Genomic DNA, 14507 nt, shown 5'->3' with positions numbered 1-14507 from the left:
TGGACCTTGCACTCGGGTGCCCTCAACGCTCGGGTGCCCTCAGCTCATCGGCCCGCTTGGTGGGGCGAGTGGTGATCAACTGGGACGACAATCAGGTTGTCTACGGCAAATCAGGCACCACTCACCCCACCAAGCCGAATGAGACCCGATCTAGGTGGACAGCTGCGGGTCAACGCTCCGTGGGCAGCGTCGCCAGCAGCGAACCCAGTCTCGCGGCACCACCGTCGGCTGCCGTGAGCACCCATGCCCCGTCCTCGAGCAGCGCGAACGTGTGCTCCACGTGCACAGCCGAGGAGCCGTCCACGGTCACTACCGTCCAACCGTCGTCGAGTTCGGCGGTACGCGGGCGGCCCATCGTCAGCATCGGCTCGATCGCCAACACCAGGCCCGGCACCAGGCCGGGCCCACGGCCGGGCCGGCCGTAATTGAGCAGGTGCGGATCCTGATGCATCTCGGTACCGATCCCATGGCCGCCGTAGCCGGTGACGATGCCGTACCGGCGCCATCGGCTCGGGCGTCGCCGACGGACCTCCCGTTCGACGGTGTGGGAGATGTCGGTGAGCCGGCCCGAGCCGGCGCGGACCGCGCGTGCGGCCGCGGCTATGCCCGCCCACATCGCCTCCTCGGCCACCTCCGCCAGCCGCAGCAGCGCCGGGTCCACCTCGCCCACCGGGACGGTGATCGCGGCGTCGCCGTGCCAGCCCGACACGATCGCCCCGCAGTCGATCGAGATGACGTCGCCCTCCCGGAGCACCGTGTCCGGGCTGGGGATCCCATGCACCACCTCGGCGTTGACCGACGCGCAGATCGACGCCGGGAACCCGTAGTAACCCTGAAAAGAGGGCACCGCGCCGGCATCCCGGATTGTCTGCTCGGCGACCGCGTCCAACTCGGCGGTAGACACCCCGGGCGCCACCGCCGCCCGGGTGGCCGCCAACGCGTCCGCGACGACCAGGCCGGCGGCCCGCATCGAGGCGATCTGTTCAGGCGTCTTGTACTCGATGTCGAGCGGACGCTCACGAAGTCTGAACACCAGGACCCCGACTAGCCGCCGTACGACCGCAGCGCGTCGATCGCTCGCAAGGTCACATCCTCAACCGGCCCGGTGGCGTCGATCCCGACCAGCCTGCCCTGCGCACCGTAGTAGTCGACCAGCGGCGCCGTGTCGCGAGCGTAGACCCGCAGCCGCTCCGCGACCGTCTCCGCCTTGTCGTCGTCTCGTTGGAAGAGCTGGCCACCGCAGCGGTCGCAGCTACCCTCCCGAACCGGTGGGTCGAACTCGACATGCCAGATCTTGCCGCAGCCGCGGCAGGTACGCCGGCCGGAGAGGCGCCGGATCACCTCGTCGTCGTCCACGACGAGCTCCAGTACCACTTCCAGCCCGGCGCCCAGATCGGCCACCAGCTTGTCGAGGGCTGAGGCCTGCGGCACGGTGCGGGGAAACCCGTCGAGCAGAAACCCGTCACCAGCGTCGGGCTCGGCTAGCCGGTCTCGGACCATATTGATGGTTACCTCGTCCGGCACCAGCTGCCCGGCGTCCATGTAGCTGCGAGCCTGAACTCCGAGTTCAGTACCGCGTGCCACGTTGTCGCGGAAGATGTCGCCGGTCGAGATCTTCGGGACGGCCAAGTGCGCGGCGATGAACTCCGCCTGCGTCCCTTTACCCGCCCCAGGAGGCCCGACCAGTACGAGTCTCACGCGCCCTCCCAGCTGCTCGGATGATCAAACAACGGTACGCCCGTTGCCCCACCATCGTTAGCGCAAGAACCCTTCGTAGTTCCGCTGCATGAGCTGGCTCTCGATCTGCTTCACCGACTCCAGACCCACGCCGACCATGATCAGCACTGCTGTCCCACCGAACGGGAAGTTGATGAACTGATCGCTGTCCAGGTAGATGAAGAAGAAGTTTGGTAGCACCGCCACCGCCGCTAGGTACAGCGAGCCGGCGAGGGTGATCCGGGAGAGCACGAAGTCCAGGTACTCTGCGGTCGGTTTCCCGGGTCGGATGCCCGGCACGAACCCGCCGTACTTCTTCATGTTGTCTGCCACGTCGTTCGGGTTGAACGTGATCGAGACGTAGAAGTAGGTGAAGAAGATGATCATCAAGACGTACGTGACGATGTAGATCGGGCTGGTCGGCAGCGCGATGTTCTGCTCCACCCAGCGGTACACCGGGCCCGGGTCTTCCGACTCCGCGAACTGCAGGCCGAGCTGCGGCAGGTAGAGGATCGACGACGCGAAGATGACCGGGATGACACCCGCCTGGTTGATCTTCAGCGGGATGTACGTCGAGGTGTTGCCATACATCCGGCGACCGATCATGCGCTTGGCGTACTGCACCGGAATCCGGCGCTGGCCGAGCTCCATGAAGACGACCGCGGTGATGATCAGGACCGCGACCCCGAGCAACGCGATGAACGGCCCCGGGCCCTGGGTCTGCTGGATCCGCCAACCCTCGGTGGGGAGCTGAGCGGCGATCGAGACGAAGATCAGCGTCGACATCCCGTTGCCGATCCCCCGGTCGGTGATCAGCTCACCCAGCCACATGATCACACCGGTGCCGGCGGTCATGGTGATCACCAGGGTGCTCACCACGATCCAGTCGGAGATGCCGGTGTCGATCTGGCCGGGGATGACGTCGGGACAGGTGACGTTACCGAACAACTGTCCCGACTGCGCCAATGCGACGAACGCCGAGGACTGCAGCACCGCCAGCCCGAGGGTCAGATAGCGCGTGTACTGTGTGATCTTGGCCTGGCCGGACTGCCCCTCTTTCTGGAGCATCTCCAACCTCGGGATGACCACCCGCAACAGCTGCATGATGATCGATGCCGTGATGTAGGGCATGATGCCCAGCGCAAAGACCGACAGCTGGAGCAGCGCACCACCTGAGAAGAGATTGAGGAGGGTGAAGACACCCATCCCCCCCTCTTCCTGCGCCTCCGCAGCCTCCACGCAGGATTGCACCCGGTCATACGAGACGCCCGGACTGGGCACGTTGGCACCCAGTCGGTAGATACCCACGATGAAGATCGTGAACAGGATCTTCTTGCGCAGGTCGGGCGTACGGAACGCGTTGATAAAGGCCGAGAGCAAGCTTCTTCCTCCTGCGCGAGGCCCGCCCAGGCTAGGGCGAGGGGGCGTCTGGACGGATGCTAACAGTTAGTTCGGATGAGTACACCCTCACCCACTTAGTCCGAGCCGCCCCCACGGCCGACCAGTGTCGTGCTCCCCCCCGCAGCGGTGATCTTCTCGCGGGCGGCGCCGCTGAACGCGTGCGCCGTGACCTCGATCTTCACCCCGTTGAGGTCCCCGTCCCCAAGTACCTTGACCGGCTGGTTCTTCCGAACCGCCCCGGCCTGTACCAACTCGTCCGGCCCCACCGTGCCGCCGGACGGGAACAGCTCCGCCAGCTTGTCCAGGTTTACCACCTGATAGCTGATTTTGAACCGGTTGCGGAACCCCTTCATCTTGGGTAGCCGCATGTGAATCGGGGTCTGGCCGCCCTCGAAGCTGGCCGGCACCTGCTTCCGGGCCTTCGAGCCCTTGGTGCCCCGACCGGCGGTCTTACCCTTCGAGCCCTCGCCCCGACCGACCCGGATCTTGTCGGTCTTGGCACCGGGCGCCGGCCGTAGGTGATGCACCTTGATCGTCATCCCTACTCCACCTCCTCGACCTGCACGAGGTGACTGACCGTGAAGATCATCCCTCGGATCTCCGGGCGGTCTTCCTTAACCACCTCATGGTTGATGTGCTTCAGCCCCAGGCTGCGCAACGTCTCCCGCTGGTTGGGCTTACGCCCGATCGCGGACCGCACCTGGGTCACCTTCAGCCGCGCCATCGTCAGTCTCTCCCTGCGCTCAGACCGCTGTGTTCACGGACGAGTTGTTGCCCTGACGGCCGCCGCCGGACGCGTCTGACTGGCCGCCGGTCTGTGGCTGGGCCGCAGCCTGCGCAGCCAGCATCGCCGCCGGCGCCACCTCCTCGACCGGCAGGCCCCGCCGCGCCGCAACCGCCTCCGGCGGCTCCAGCTGCCGCAGCGCCGCGACCGTGGCGTGCACAATGTTGATCGGGTTCGAGGAGCCGAGGCTCTTCGAGAGCACGTCGTGGATGCCGGCACACTCCAGCACCGCGCGGACCGGGCCACCGGCGATCACACCGGTACCACCGCTGGCGGGCTTCAGCAGAACCACCCCGGCCGCCTCCTCACCCTGCACCGGGTGCGGGATGGTACCGGCGATCCGGGGGACCTTGAAGAAGTGCTTCTTCGCCTCCTCGACCCCCTTGGCGATCGCCGCCGGGACCTCCTTGGCCTTGCCGTAGCCGACGCCGACCGTCCCGTCGCCGTCGCCTACCACCACCAGGGCGGTGAAGCTGAACCGGCGACCACCCTGGTGGACCTTGGCCACCCGGTTGATGGTGACCACCCGCTCCAGGTGAGTGCTCTTCTCGGCGGGGGCGCCCCGGCCGCCGTCCCGGCGATCGCGGCGGCCCTCCCGGCGACCGTCCCGGCCACCCTCGCTGGTCGCCGAGCCGCCCGTGCCGCGCTGCGGACCTGCCATTAGTCGTACCTTCCTCAAACCCGTGTCTCGAACGTCTGGAACCCGGTGCCCACGCCTAGAACCTCAGCCCGCCAGCGCGGGCGGCATCGGCGAGTGCGGCGATGCGGCCGGCGTAGGTGTTGCCGCCGCGGTCGAAGATCACCTCGGTGATTCCGGCCTCGGTCGCCCGCTCCGCAAGCAACGTGCCCACCTTGGTGGCCAGCTCGCTCTTGGACCCGGAGGTCCCCCGCAGCGACGGATCCATGGTCGAGGCGGAGGCGATCGTGTGGCCCTTGGTGTCGTCGACGACCTGCGCGACGATGTGCCGCAGCGAGCGGGTGACCACCAGCCGCGGGCGGCTTGGGGTCCCGGTGATCTGCTTGCGGCCCCGGAAGTGCCGCCGAGCGCGAGCCACCGAACGCTGCCCGGCGACCCCGGCGCTGCCGCGCCGCTTCAACAGCGTGGCGCTCACTTCTTACCTGCCTTCCCGGCCTTGCGCCGAATCACCTCGTCGGCGTACTTCACGCCCTTGCCCTTGTACGGCTCCGGCGGCCGGAGCTTGCGGATGTTGGCTGCGACCTCACCCACCAGCTGCTTGTCGATGCCGGCGACGTGGAACAGGGTCGGCCGCTCCACGGTGAACTCGATCCCCTCCGGCGGTGTGACCACCACTGGGTGCGAGAAGCCAAGGGCGAACTCGAGGTCTTTGCCTTTGGCGGTCACCCGGTAACCGGTGCCGTTGATCTCCAACGTCTTCCGGTAACCGTCGGTGACGCCCACGATCATGTTAGCTACCAACGTCCGCGACAGGCCATGGAGTTCCCTGGCCTTACGCTCGTCGGTGGCGCGGGTCACCGCCAGCGTGCCGTCCTCCGCCCGGTCGACCGAGATGCTCTCGGCGACGGTGTGGGACAGCTCGCCCTTCGGGCCCTTCACTTGCACGGTCCGGTCATCAATGGTGACCTCGACCCCGGCGGGCACCGGGATCGACCTACGTCCGATACGCGACACAGCGGCTCCTCCTCACCAGACGTAGGCGAGGACTTCCCCGCCCACCCCGCGCTTACGGGCCTGCCGGTCGGTCAGCAGCCCCTGGGATGTCGAGATGATGGCGACCCCGAGGCCCCCGAGCACCCGGGGCAGCTCCCCCGACTTGGCGTACACCCGAAGGCCCGGCTTGGAGACCCGACGCAGGCCCGCCAGGCTGCGCTCGCGGTGCTGGCCATACTTCAGCTCTAGCACCAGCTGCCGGCTGACCTGGCCATCTTGCGGCTCCTGGACCTGCCACGAGGCGACATAGCCCTCTGACTTCAGCACCTCGGCGATGTTCGCCTTGAGCTTCGAGTAGGGCATGATCACCTGATCGTGGTACGCCTGGTTGCCGTTACGCAGACGCGTCAGCATGTCTGCGATCGGGTCGGTCATGGTCATGAGTGGATTCTGCCTTTCTCGCTCCGGTTCCCCGCCGGTGCCACCGGTGGGGCCTGCAGCGAAGATCGATGGTTACCAGGAAGCCTTGGACACCCCGGGCAGCTCACCGCGGTGGGCCATGCTCCGGATACAGATCCGGCACAGGCCGAACTTGCGGTAGACCGCCTTGGGGCGACCGCACCTCTGGCAGCGCGTGTAGGCCCGGACCGCGAACTTCGGCTTCGCGTTGGCCTTGTTGACCAGTGCTTTCTTCGCCATCTCTGTCAGTTCTCCTTGAACGGGAAGCCAAGCAGCTTGAGCAGTGCCCGACCCTCGTCGTCGGTGGTGGCGCTGGTGACCAGGGTGATGTCCATCCCCCGCACCTGATCGATCTTATCCTGATCGATCTCGTGGAACACCGACTGCTCGGTCAGACCGAAGGTGTAGTTGCCGCTGCCGTCCAGCTTCCGCCCGTCCAGCCCGCGGAAGTCGCGGATCCGGGGCAGCGCGATGGAGAGCAGCCGGTCAAGGAACTCCCACATCCGGTCGCCACGTAGGGTCACCTTCGCGCCGATCGGCATGCCCTCCCGCAGCTTGAACTGCGCGATGGACTTACGGGCCCGCCGCAGCTGCGGCTTCTGCCCGGTGATAGTCGCCAGGTCCCGGACCGCACCGTCGATGACCTTGGCGTCCCGGGCGGCCTCGCCGACCCCCATGTTCACCACGATCTTCACCAGCCGCGGCACCTGCATCGGGTTGGCGTAGCCGAACTGCTCCTGCAGCTGCGACACGAGCTCACTCCGGTAACGCTCGCGCAGCCGGGGTGGCGGCGCCGTCTGAGTCGCGGCGGTCATGGCAGCTCCTTCCCGGTTTTGCGGGCGATGCGCACCTTGGCCCCGGTCTCCGGGTCCAAGCGATAGCCGACCCGGGTCCGGTTACCGTCCTCGTCGAGCACGATCACCTTGGAGACGTCGATCGGCGCCTCCTGGGTGACGATCCCGCCGGTCTTGGAGCCCCGTCGACTGGTCTGCACCTTGGTGTGCTTCTTGACCCGGTTCACGCCCTCCACCAGCACCTGCTGCGTCCGTGGGTAGGCAGCGATCACCTTCCCACGCGCACCCTTGTCCCTGCCGGCGAGGACCTCGACCGTGTCGTTCTTCTTGACCTTCATCAAAGCACCTCCGGCGCCAGGGAGATGATCTTCATGAACCGCTTGTCGCGCAGTTCGCGGCCCACCGGACCGAAGATCCGGGTACCCCGGGGGTCGCCACCGTCGCGCAGGATCACCGCGGCGTTCTCGTCGAACCGGATGTAAGAGCCGTCCGGCCGCCGCTTCTCCTTAGCGGTCCGCACGACAACAGCCTTGACGATGTCGCCCTTCTTCACGGTCGCGCCAGGAATCGCTTCCTTCACGGTGGCCACGATCTGGTCGCCGATGCCCGCGTAGCGCCGGCCGGAGCCGCCAAGCACCCGGATGCACAGGATCTCCCGTGCCCCGGTGTTGTCAGCGACGCGTAGCCGTGACTCTTGCTGAATCATTGGGCCTTATCTCCTGAACCTACTTGGCCTTTTCCAGGATCTCCACGACCCGCCAGCGCTTGGTGGCGGAGAGCGGACGAGTCTCCATCAGGGAGACTCGGTCGCCGATCCCGCACGCGTTGTGCTCGTCGTGCGCCTTCAATTTGCTGGTACGGCGCATGACCTTGCCGTACAACGGGTGCTTGACCCGGTCCTCGATCTCGACCACTACGGTCTTGTTCATCTTGTCGCTGACCACCAGGCCCTCGCGCACCTTCCGCCGGCCGCGCGCCGGTTCGGTGGTCGCGGTGCCGTCAGTCGCGGTGCTGTCGGTCACGGTGTTCTCCTTCATGACGCGCTCCGGGCCGGCTCAGCGGCGGCCGACTCGCCGGACTCGGCCTTCGCCTCGGCCTCTTCCAGAGCGGCGGTGAACTCCGACGGCGCTGCCGACAGGCCCAGTTCCCGCTCGCGGACGATCGTGTAGATCCGGGCGATCTCTCGGCGGACCACCTGCAGCCGCCGGTTGTTGTCCAGCTGCCCGGTCGCCGCCTGCACCCGGAGGTTGAACAGCTCCGCCTTCGCCTCTCGCAGCCGCTCGACGAGCTCCTCGTCGGAGAGCTCGCGCAGCTCGGACGGCTTAGTACCGGTCGCCATCACGCCTCACCATATTCGCGGGTCACGATGCGGCACTTCATCGGAAGCTTGTGGATCGCACGGCGCATCGCCTCCCGTGCAATCGCTTCGTTCGGGTACGACATCTCGAACATGACCCTTCCAGGCTTGACGTTCGCCACCCACCACTCGGGCGAACCCTTACCGGAGCCCATTCGGGTCTCGGCCGGTTTCTTGGTCAGCGCCTGGTCCGGGAAGATGTTGATCCAGACCTTGCCGCCCCGCTTGACGTGCCGGGTCATCGCGATACGGGCGGACTCGATCTGTCGGTTCGTCACGTAACCGGGCTCAAGCGCCTGGATCCCGAACTCACCGAAGGTCACCCGGTTGCCGCCCTTGCTGCGGCCGGAACGCTTCGGGTGGTGCGGCTTACGGAACCCCTTCGGGGGCTTGCGTGGCATCAACATGGCTCAGCCCTCCTGCGTACCTGCGGTCTGCTCCTGCGCGGGCGCCGACTCGCCACCGGAGCCGCCGGTGCGCTCGCGCGCGGCGGCCCGGCCCGCTTCGGTGCCGGCGGAGGTGGTGCCACTAGCGCCCGACCGCCGGCCCCGCGGCCGATCCGGCCGGTCCCGCCGGCGCGACGGCGGCGCGGACTCGCTCGGCGCGTCCCGCCCAGGCACCGCTTCACCCTTGTAAATCCACACCTTGACGCCGATCCGGCCGAACGCGGTACGGGCCTCGAAGAAGCCGTACTCGATGTTGGCGCGCAGCGTGTGCAGCGGCACCCGGCCCTCGCGGTAGAACTCGGTACGGGACATCTCGGCCCCGCCCAGCCGACCGGAGACCTGCACCCGGATGCCCTTGGCCATCGGGTTGCGCATCGCCGACTGCATCGCCTTACGCATCGCCCGCCGGAAGCTGACCCGGCTCGCGAGCTGCTCGGCCACGCCCTGGGCGACCAGCTGCGCATCCGACTCCGGGTTCTTCACCTCGAGGATGTTGAGCTGAACCTGCTTGCCGGTGAGCTTCTCCAACTCGCCCCGGATCCGGTCCGCCTCCGCGCCCTTGCGGCCGATCACAATGCCCGGCCGGGCGGTGTGAATGTCGATCCGTACCCGGTCCCGGGTCCGCTCGATATCCACCTTGGAGATGCCGGCCCGCTCCAGACCGGTCGAGATCAGCCGCCGGATCTTCACGTCCTCGGCGACGTAGTCGGCGTACATCTTGTCCGCATACCAGCGCGAGGTCCAGTCGGCCGAGATGCCGAGCCGGAACCCGTGCGGGTGAACCTTCTGACCCATTACTCGGTCCCCTCCTCGGCACCCTTGGTCGCCTGCTTGGCCGCCGGCTGCGCCTTCGCTGGCGCGGCCTTGGCACCGCCCCGCGCCGACCGGCGGCGCTGCTGTGGCGTACTGCCCGGCTGCACCGCCTCCACCTCGACGGTGATGTGGCAGCTGCGCTTCCGGATCCGGCCGGGACGCATCTGCGCCCGCGGCCGCCACCGTTGGGCGGTCGGCCCTTCGTCGACGTACGCGGCCGAGATCAGCAACGAGTCGGGGTCGAGCCCCTCGTTGTTCTCGGCGTTCGCGATCGCGCTGGCGACCACCTTGTAGACAGGCACGCTGGCGCGCTGGGGCGCGAACTGCAGCACGGTCAGCGCTTCCTTGGCGGGCAGACCCCGGATAAGGTCCACCACTCGCCGCGCCTTCGACGCGGACATCCACACATACCGCGCTACGGCGCGCGCACCGGGTGGCGCGTCCGGACTACGTACGGCTGCCATTCCTGTCTCCTTCTAATGTCGGCTCGGTACGCCCTGGCTACCGCCGCCGGCTCTTGCGGTCTTCCTTCTCGTGGCCTTTGAAGGTGCGGGTCAGCGCGAACTCGCCGAGCTTGTGCCCCACCATCGCCTCGGTGATGAACACCGGGACATGCTTGCGCCCGTCGTGCACCGCGATCGTGTGCCCCAGCATCTCCGGGGTGATCGTGGAGCGCCGGGACCAGGTCTTGATGACCTGCTTGGCGTTCCGCTCGTTGAGCGTGTCCACCTTCTTCATCAGGTGGTCGTCGACGAACGGGCCCTTCTTCAGACTGCGTGGCATCTGACTACTCCTCAGCCCCTAGCCCGACCGCGCTTGCGGCTGGAACGGCGGCGCACGATCAGCTTGTCGTTCGCCTTGCTCTTGCGGCGGGTGCGCCCCTCCGGCTTACCCTTCGGGTTCACCGGGTGACGGCCACCAGACGTCTTGCCCTCGCCACCGCCGTGCGGGTGGTCCACCGGGTTCATCGCCACACCCCGGACGCTCGGGCGCTTGCCCTTCCAACGCATCCGGCCGGCCTTGCCCCAGTTGATGTTGGACTGTTCGGCGTTGCCGACCTCACCGACGCTGGCGCGGCAGCGCACGTCGACCTTGCGGATCTCGCCCGAGGGCATCCGCAGGGTGGCGTACTCGTTCTCGCGACCCAGCAGCTGGATACCGACCCCGGCGGAGCGAGCCAGCTTGGCGCCGCCGCCCGGCCGCAGCTCCACCGCGTGCACGATGGTGCCGACCGGCATGTTGCGCAGCGGCAGGTTGTTGCCAGGCTGGATGTCCGCGCCAGGGCCGGACTCGACCCGGGCGCCCTGTCGCAGGTCCTTCGGGGCGAGGATGTAGCGCTTCTCGCCGTCGGCGAAGTGCAGCAGCGCGATCCGGGCGGTGCGGTTCGGGTCGTACTCGATGTGCGCGACCTTCGCCGGAACCCCGTCCTTGTCGGCGCGCCGGAAGTCGATGACCCGGTACTGCCGCTTGTGCCCACCGCCCTGATGCCGGGCGGTGATCCGCCCGTGGACGTTCCGGCCGCCCTTCTTCGGCAGCGGCCGCAGCAGCGACTTCTCCGGCTCGGCCCGGGTGACCTCTACGAAGTCGGCGACGCTCCCGCCTCGCCGCCCCGCCGAGGTGGGCTTGTACCTACGGATACCCATGTCGATACGCTCCTCAGCTCACCGGTCCGCCGAACGCCTCGATCCGGTCGCCATCGGCGAGCTTGACCAGGGCGCGCTTGGTGTCCTTACGCTTTCCCCAGCCGTGCCGGGTCCGCTTGCGCTTGCCCTGGCGGTTGCTCGTGTTGACCGTGATCACTCGGACGTCGAAGATCTGCTCAATGGCGATCTTGATTGCGGTCTTGTTGGCGTCCGGCCGAACCAGGAAGGTGTACCAGTTCTGGTCCAGCAGGCCGTAGCTCTTCTCGGAGATGACCGGCGCGACGATGATGTCGCGCGGGTCGGCGATGGTAGCCACTACTGGTCCCCCTCCCCGTCCGGCGTGGACGACGCGTCGTCACCGAGGAACTGCCGCAGCGCCTCGGCGGTGAAGACGACATCGTCGGCCACCAGCACGTCGTACGTGTTCAGCTGGCCCGGGTCGAGCAGGTGTACCCGCGGCTCGTTGCGCAGGGACAACCAGTTGACCCGGTCGTCGCGACCGAGCACCACCAGCACCCGCTTAGCGGTGCTGACCTTGCCGAGCAGCGCCAACGCCGACTTGGTCGACGGGGCGTCCCCGGAGACGAAGCTCTCGACCACGTGCAGTCGTTCGTTGCGGGCCCGGTCCGACAGGGCGCCTCGCAGCGCAGCCGCCTTCATCTTCTTCGGCGTCCGCTGGCTGTAGTCGCGCGGGACGGGACCGTGCACGATGCCGCCACCGCGCCACTGCGGCGCCCGCCGGGAACCCTGCCGGGCCCGGCCGGTGCCCTTCTGGCGCCACGGCTTGGCGCCACCGCCGCGAACCTCGCCGCGGGTCTTCGCCTTGTGCGTGCCCTGCCGGGCAGCGGCCAGCTGGGCGACCACGACCTGGTGCATCAGCGGGATGTTCGACTGCACGTCGAAGACCTCGCCCGGCAGGTCCACCGAGCCGGACTTCTCACCCTCGAGGTTCAGCACATCCACCGAGCTCATGCCTTCGCCCCCTTCTTGGCCGCGGAGCGGATCAGCACCAGGCCACCACGCGGACCCGGCAGCGCACCCTTGATCAGCACCAGGTGCTGGTCCGGGTCGATCGACTGCACGGTGAGGTTCTGCGCGGTGAAGCGGACGCCGCCCATCCGACCGGCCATCCGGGTGCCCTTGAACACCCGGGCCGGGGTGGCGCAGCCACCGATCGCGCCGGGTGAGCGATGCTTCCGCTCGACACCGTGCGACGCGCGCAGGCCGTGGAAGCCGTGGCGCTTCATCACACCCGCGAAACCCTTGCCCTTGGTCTGCCCGGTGACGTCGATGAAGTCGCCGGCGGTAAAGGTCTCCGCCGTCACCTCCTGGCCGAGCGTGTACTCGCTGGCGTCAGCGGTCTTCAGCTCCACCAGGTGCCGGCGCGGGGCCACTCCAGCCTTCTGGAAGTGGCCGGTCTCGGGCCGGTTCACCCGCTTGGGGTTGACCGCACCGTACGCCAACTGGACCGCCTGGTAGCCGTCCTTGTCCGGGGTCCGCACCTGAGTCACCACGCACGGCCCGGCCTGTACGACGGTGACCGGGACCACCCGGTTGTTCTCCCAGACCTGGGTCATGCCGAGCTTGACGCCCAGAATGCCCTTGACTTGCCGGTCCATTGTGTCCCTCACAGCTTGATCTCGATGTCGACGCCAGCCGGCAGATCCAGCCGCATCAGCGAGTCGACTGTCTTCGGTGTCGGGTCGATGATGTCGATCAGTCGCTTGTGCGTGCGCATCTCAAAGTGCTCGCGCGAGTCCTTGTACTTGTGAGGCGAGCGGATCACGCAGAAACGGTTGATCTCCGTGGGCAGCGGCACCGGGCCGGCGACGTGCGCACCGGTCCGCGTCACCGTCTCCACGATCTTCTGTGCCGAGGAGTCGACGACCTCATGGTCGTAGGCTTTGAGCCTGATGCGGATCTTCTGTCCCGCCATCGCTGTCCTTACGTCGTGTCCCGCTGGTACGTGTTCCCGCTGTGACCGTGCTGCCTCGGTCGCCCGCCACCCGCGGTCGGGTGTGTCGCAGCCGCGGAGCGGCGTTGACCACCCGGCCCGGCCGGTCATCGTGTCGGACGTGGAGTCTGGGCACCCGGCGAACCCGCGGCCGTAGACCGCTGCGCCGGTTGGCACCCGTGGCGCACCAGTCGCCTGACTGGGTGCCGACCCAACGTTCTATTATGCCGCACAGTCACGGCGTTGTAAAACCGGGGTGGCGCTGAGCGCCACCCCGGTTTTGGTGTTACTTGAGGATCTTCGTGACCCGGCCGGCCCCGACGGTACGGCCGCCCTCGCGGATCGCGAAGCGCAGCCCCTCCTCCATCGCGATGGGCTGGATCAGCTTGACGTTCATCTCGGTGTTGTCACCGGGCATCACCATCTCGGTGCCCTCGGGGAGGGTCACCACCCCGGTCACGTCAGTGGTCCGGAAGTAGAACTGCGGCCGGTAGTTCTGGAAGAACGGCGTGTGCCGCCCGCCCTCGTCCTTGGAGAGGATGTACACGGTCGCCTCGAACTCGGTGTGCGGCGTGGTGGTCCCGGGCTTGATGACCACCATGCCCCGCTCGACCTCGTCCCGCTTGGTGCCCCGCAGCAGCAGGCCACAGTTCTCGCCGGCGCGCGCGTCCTCGAGAACCTTGCGGAACATCTCGATGCTGGTGACGGTGGTCTTGATGCCCTTTTCCTTGATGCCGACGATCTCGACTTCCTCCATCGGCTTGAGCAGACCCCGCTCGACCCGGCCGGTGATCACGGTGCCCCGCCCGGTGATGGTGAAGACGTCCTCGATCGGCATCAGGAACGGCTTGTCGATCTCCCGCTCCGGCTCCGGGATCGAGCTGTCGCAGGCGGACATCAGCTCCATGATCTGGTCGCCCGCCTGAGCGTCGCCCTCGAGCGCCTTCAGCGCGGAGACCCGAACCACCGGCACGTCGTCGCCGGGGAACTCGTAGCTGGTCAGCAGCTCCCGAACCTCAAGCTCGACCAGGTCCAGCAGCTCCTCGTCGTCGACCATGTCGGCCTTGTTCAGCGCAACCACGATGTACGGCACGCCGACCTGCCGCGCCAGCAGCACGTGCTCCTTGGTCTGCGGCATCGGGCCGTCGGTCGCCGAGACCACCAGGATCGCGCCGTCCATCTGCGCAGCACCGGTGATCATGTTCTTGATGTAGTCGGCGTGGCCCGGGCAGTCGACGTGCGCGTAGTGCCGGGCCTCGGTGGTGTACTCGACGTGCATGATCGAGATCGTGATGCCGCGAGCCTTCTCCTCGGGCGCCTTGTCGATCTCGTCGAATGGCACGTACGGGTTCAGGTCCGGCGACTTGTCGTGCAGGACCTTGGTGATCGCCGCGGTCAACGTGGTCTTGCCGTGGTCAATGTGACCGATGGTACCGATGTTGACGTGCGGCTTAGAGCGCTCGAACTTTGCCTTCGCCACTGGTGTCCTCCTGTGGACGGTTCCGTACTG

Annotated in this window: 23 protein-coding genes and 2 pseudogenes; all 25 read right to left on the bottom strand. The window is 67.5% G+C overall.

The genetic code is table 11. From position 1 onward, the window contains the following. Positions 1 to 169 precede the first annotated feature (169 nt). The 25 genes and pseudogenes from map to tuf all read right to left on the bottom strand — a co-directional run bounded on the left by map (position 170) and on the right by tuf (position 14477). Positions 170 to 1033 carry a type I methionyl aminopeptidase gene (map, locus tag JQS43_RS04085; RefSeq protein WP_275581017.1) on the bottom strand — a complete coding sequence of 288 codons (864 nt, stop codon included), beginning with the start codon at positions 1031 to 1033 and terminating at the stop codon, positions 170 to 172. Between the two features lie 11 nt (positions 1034 to 1044). After that, the gene (locus tag JQS43_RS04080) at positions 1045 to 1698 is read right to left on the bottom strand and encodes an adenylate kinase (protein ID WP_239677715.1); all 654 of its coding nucleotides are present in this window, start codon (positions 1696 to 1698) and stop codon (positions 1045 to 1047) included. A gap of 57 nt (positions 1699 to 1755) precedes the next feature. Continuing rightward, on the bottom strand, positions 1756 to 3096 hold the full coding sequence (secY, locus tag JQS43_RS04075; protein WP_239677714.1) for a preprotein translocase subunit SecY: 1341 nt from the start codon (positions 3094 to 3096) through the stop codon (positions 1756 to 1758). 95 nt (positions 3097 to 3191) lie between these two features. After that, the gene (gene rplO, locus JQS43_RS04070) at positions 3192 to 3656 is read right to left on the bottom strand and encodes a 50S ribosomal protein L15 (RefSeq protein WP_239677713.1); all 465 of its coding nucleotides are present in this window, start codon (positions 3654 to 3656) and stop codon (positions 3192 to 3194) included. 2 nt (positions 3657 to 3658) lie between these two features. Beyond that, positions 3659 to 3841, bottom strand: a complete 183-nt coding sequence (gene rpmD, locus JQS43_RS04065) for a 50S ribosomal protein L30 (protein ID WP_239677712.1) — start codon at positions 3839 to 3841, stop codon at positions 3659 to 3661. Positions 3842 to 3947: 106 nt separating this feature from the next. Continuing rightward, a pseudogene (gene rpsE / locus JQS43_RS04060) lies at positions 3948 to 4562 on the bottom strand (30S ribosomal protein S5); the annotation flags it as partial. A 55-nt stretch (positions 4563 to 4617) separates the two neighbouring features. Continuing rightward, positions 4618 to 5013: a 50S ribosomal protein L18 gene (rplR, locus tag JQS43_RS04055; RefSeq protein ID WP_275581016.1), complete on the bottom strand. Its 396-nt coding sequence runs from the start codon at positions 5011 to 5013 to the stop codon at positions 4618 to 4620. Beyond that, complete coding sequence (rplF, locus tag JQS43_RS04050) at positions 5010 to 5552, bottom strand: 50S ribosomal protein L6 (protein WP_239677710.1); 543 nt, start codon at positions 5550 to 5552, stop codon at positions 5010 to 5012. The genes rplR and rplF overlap by 4 nt, the downstream gene beginning before the upstream one ends. Positions 5553 to 5564: 12 nt before the next feature. Next, entirely contained in the window at positions 5565 to 5972 is a 408-nt protein-coding gene (rpsH, locus tag JQS43_RS04045) for a 30S ribosomal protein S8 (RefSeq protein WP_239677709.1), read from the bottom strand. 72 nt (positions 5973 to 6044) lie between these two features. Then, positions 6045 to 6230, bottom strand: coding sequence for a type Z 30S ribosomal protein S14 (locus JQS43_RS04040; RefSeq protein WP_239677708.1), 186 nt, complete (start codon positions 6228 to 6230; stop codon positions 6045 to 6047). Between the two features lie 5 nt (positions 6231 to 6235). Then, on the bottom strand, positions 6236 to 6805 hold the full coding sequence (gene rplE, locus JQS43_RS04035) for a 50S ribosomal protein L5 (RefSeq protein WP_239677707.1): 570 nt from the start codon (positions 6803 to 6805) through the stop codon (positions 6236 to 6238). Beyond that, on the bottom strand, positions 6802 to 7122 hold the full coding sequence (rplX, locus tag JQS43_RS04030; RefSeq protein ID WP_239677706.1) for a 50S ribosomal protein L24: 321 nt from the start codon (positions 7120 to 7122) through the stop codon (positions 6802 to 6804). Before rplX ends, rplE begins: the two co-directional genes overlap by 4 nt. Next, on the bottom strand, positions 7122 to 7490 hold the full coding sequence (gene rplN, locus JQS43_RS04025; protein WP_239677705.1) for a 50S ribosomal protein L14: 369 nt from the start codon (positions 7488 to 7490) through the stop codon (positions 7122 to 7124). The genes rplX and rplN overlap by 1 nt, the downstream gene beginning before the upstream one ends. Before the next feature lie 19 nt (positions 7491 to 7509). Further along, complete coding sequence (gene rpsQ / locus JQS43_RS04020; RefSeq protein ID WP_420847649.1) at positions 7510 to 7821, bottom strand: 30S ribosomal protein S17; 312 nt, start codon at positions 7819 to 7821, stop codon at positions 7510 to 7512. Positions 7822 to 7892: 71 nt separating this feature from the next. Next, positions 7893 to 8123: pseudogene (gene rpmC / locus JQS43_RS04015) on the bottom strand (50S ribosomal protein L29); the annotation flags it as partial. Next, complete coding sequence (gene rplP / locus JQS43_RS04010) at positions 8123 to 8548, bottom strand: 50S ribosomal protein L16 (protein WP_239677704.1); 426 nt, start codon at positions 8546 to 8548, stop codon at positions 8123 to 8125. The gene rplP and the pseudogene rpmC, both read right to left, overlap by 1 nt. A gap of 3 nt (positions 8549 to 8551) precedes the next feature. Beyond that, positions 8552 to 9382: a 30S ribosomal protein S3 gene (gene rpsC / locus JQS43_RS04005; RefSeq protein ID WP_239677703.1), complete on the bottom strand. Its 831-nt coding sequence runs from the start codon at positions 9380 to 9382 to the stop codon at positions 8552 to 8554. After that, a complete protein-coding gene (gene rplV, locus JQS43_RS04000; RefSeq protein WP_239677702.1) occupies positions 9382 to 9864 on the bottom strand; it encodes a 50S ribosomal protein L22 in 483 nt (160 codons plus the stop codon). The genes rpsC and rplV overlap by 1 nt, the downstream gene beginning before the upstream one ends. Positions 9865 to 9901: 37 nt before the next feature. Beyond that, positions 9902 to 10183 (bottom strand): 30S ribosomal protein S19, encoded by a 282-nt coding sequence (rpsS, locus tag JQS43_RS03995; RefSeq protein ID WP_239677701.1) that lies wholly within the window; start codon positions 10181 to 10183, stop codon positions 9902 to 9904. An 11-nt stretch (positions 10184 to 10194) separates the two neighbouring features. Next, on the bottom strand, positions 10195 to 11043 hold the full coding sequence (gene rplB, locus JQS43_RS03990; RefSeq protein WP_239677700.1) for a 50S ribosomal protein L2: 849 nt from the start codon (positions 11041 to 11043) through the stop codon (positions 10195 to 10197). Between the two features lie 13 nt (positions 11044 to 11056). Then, positions 11057 to 11359: a 50S ribosomal protein L23 gene (rplW, locus tag JQS43_RS03985; RefSeq protein ID WP_239677699.1), complete on the bottom strand. Its 303-nt coding sequence runs from the start codon at positions 11357 to 11359 to the stop codon at positions 11057 to 11059. Beyond that, the gene (rplD, locus tag JQS43_RS03980) at positions 11359 to 12015 is read right to left on the bottom strand and encodes a 50S ribosomal protein L4 (RefSeq protein ID WP_239677698.1); all 657 of its coding nucleotides are present in this window, start codon (positions 12013 to 12015) and stop codon (positions 11359 to 11361) included. The genes rplW and rplD overlap by 1 nt, the downstream gene beginning before the upstream one ends. Beyond that, positions 12012 to 12662: a 50S ribosomal protein L3 gene (gene rplC / locus JQS43_RS03975; RefSeq protein ID WP_239677697.1), complete on the bottom strand. Its 651-nt coding sequence runs from the start codon at positions 12660 to 12662 to the stop codon at positions 12012 to 12014. Before rplC ends, rplD begins: the two co-directional genes overlap by 4 nt. An 8-nt stretch (positions 12663 to 12670) precedes the next feature. After that, positions 12671 to 12979 (bottom strand): 30S ribosomal protein S10, encoded by a 309-nt coding sequence (gene rpsJ, locus JQS43_RS03970; RefSeq protein ID WP_239677696.1) that lies wholly within the window; start codon positions 12977 to 12979, stop codon positions 12671 to 12673. Between the two features lie 304 nt (positions 12980 to 13283). Beyond that, on the bottom strand, positions 13284 to 14477 hold the full coding sequence (gene tuf / locus JQS43_RS03965) for an elongation factor Tu (RefSeq protein WP_239677695.1): 1194 nt from the start codon (positions 14475 to 14477) through the stop codon (positions 13284 to 13286). Positions 14478 to 14507 lie beyond the last annotated feature (30 nt).

It is taken from the genome of Natronosporangium hydrolyticum (genome assembly GCF_016925615.1).
Lineage (GTDB): Bacteria > Actinomycetota > Actinomycetes > Mycobacteriales > Micromonosporaceae > Natronosporangium > Natronosporangium hydrolyticum.
The sequence above is the reverse complement of the archived record's forward strand: the minus strand, read 5'-3'. Positions and strand labels throughout refer to the sequence as shown.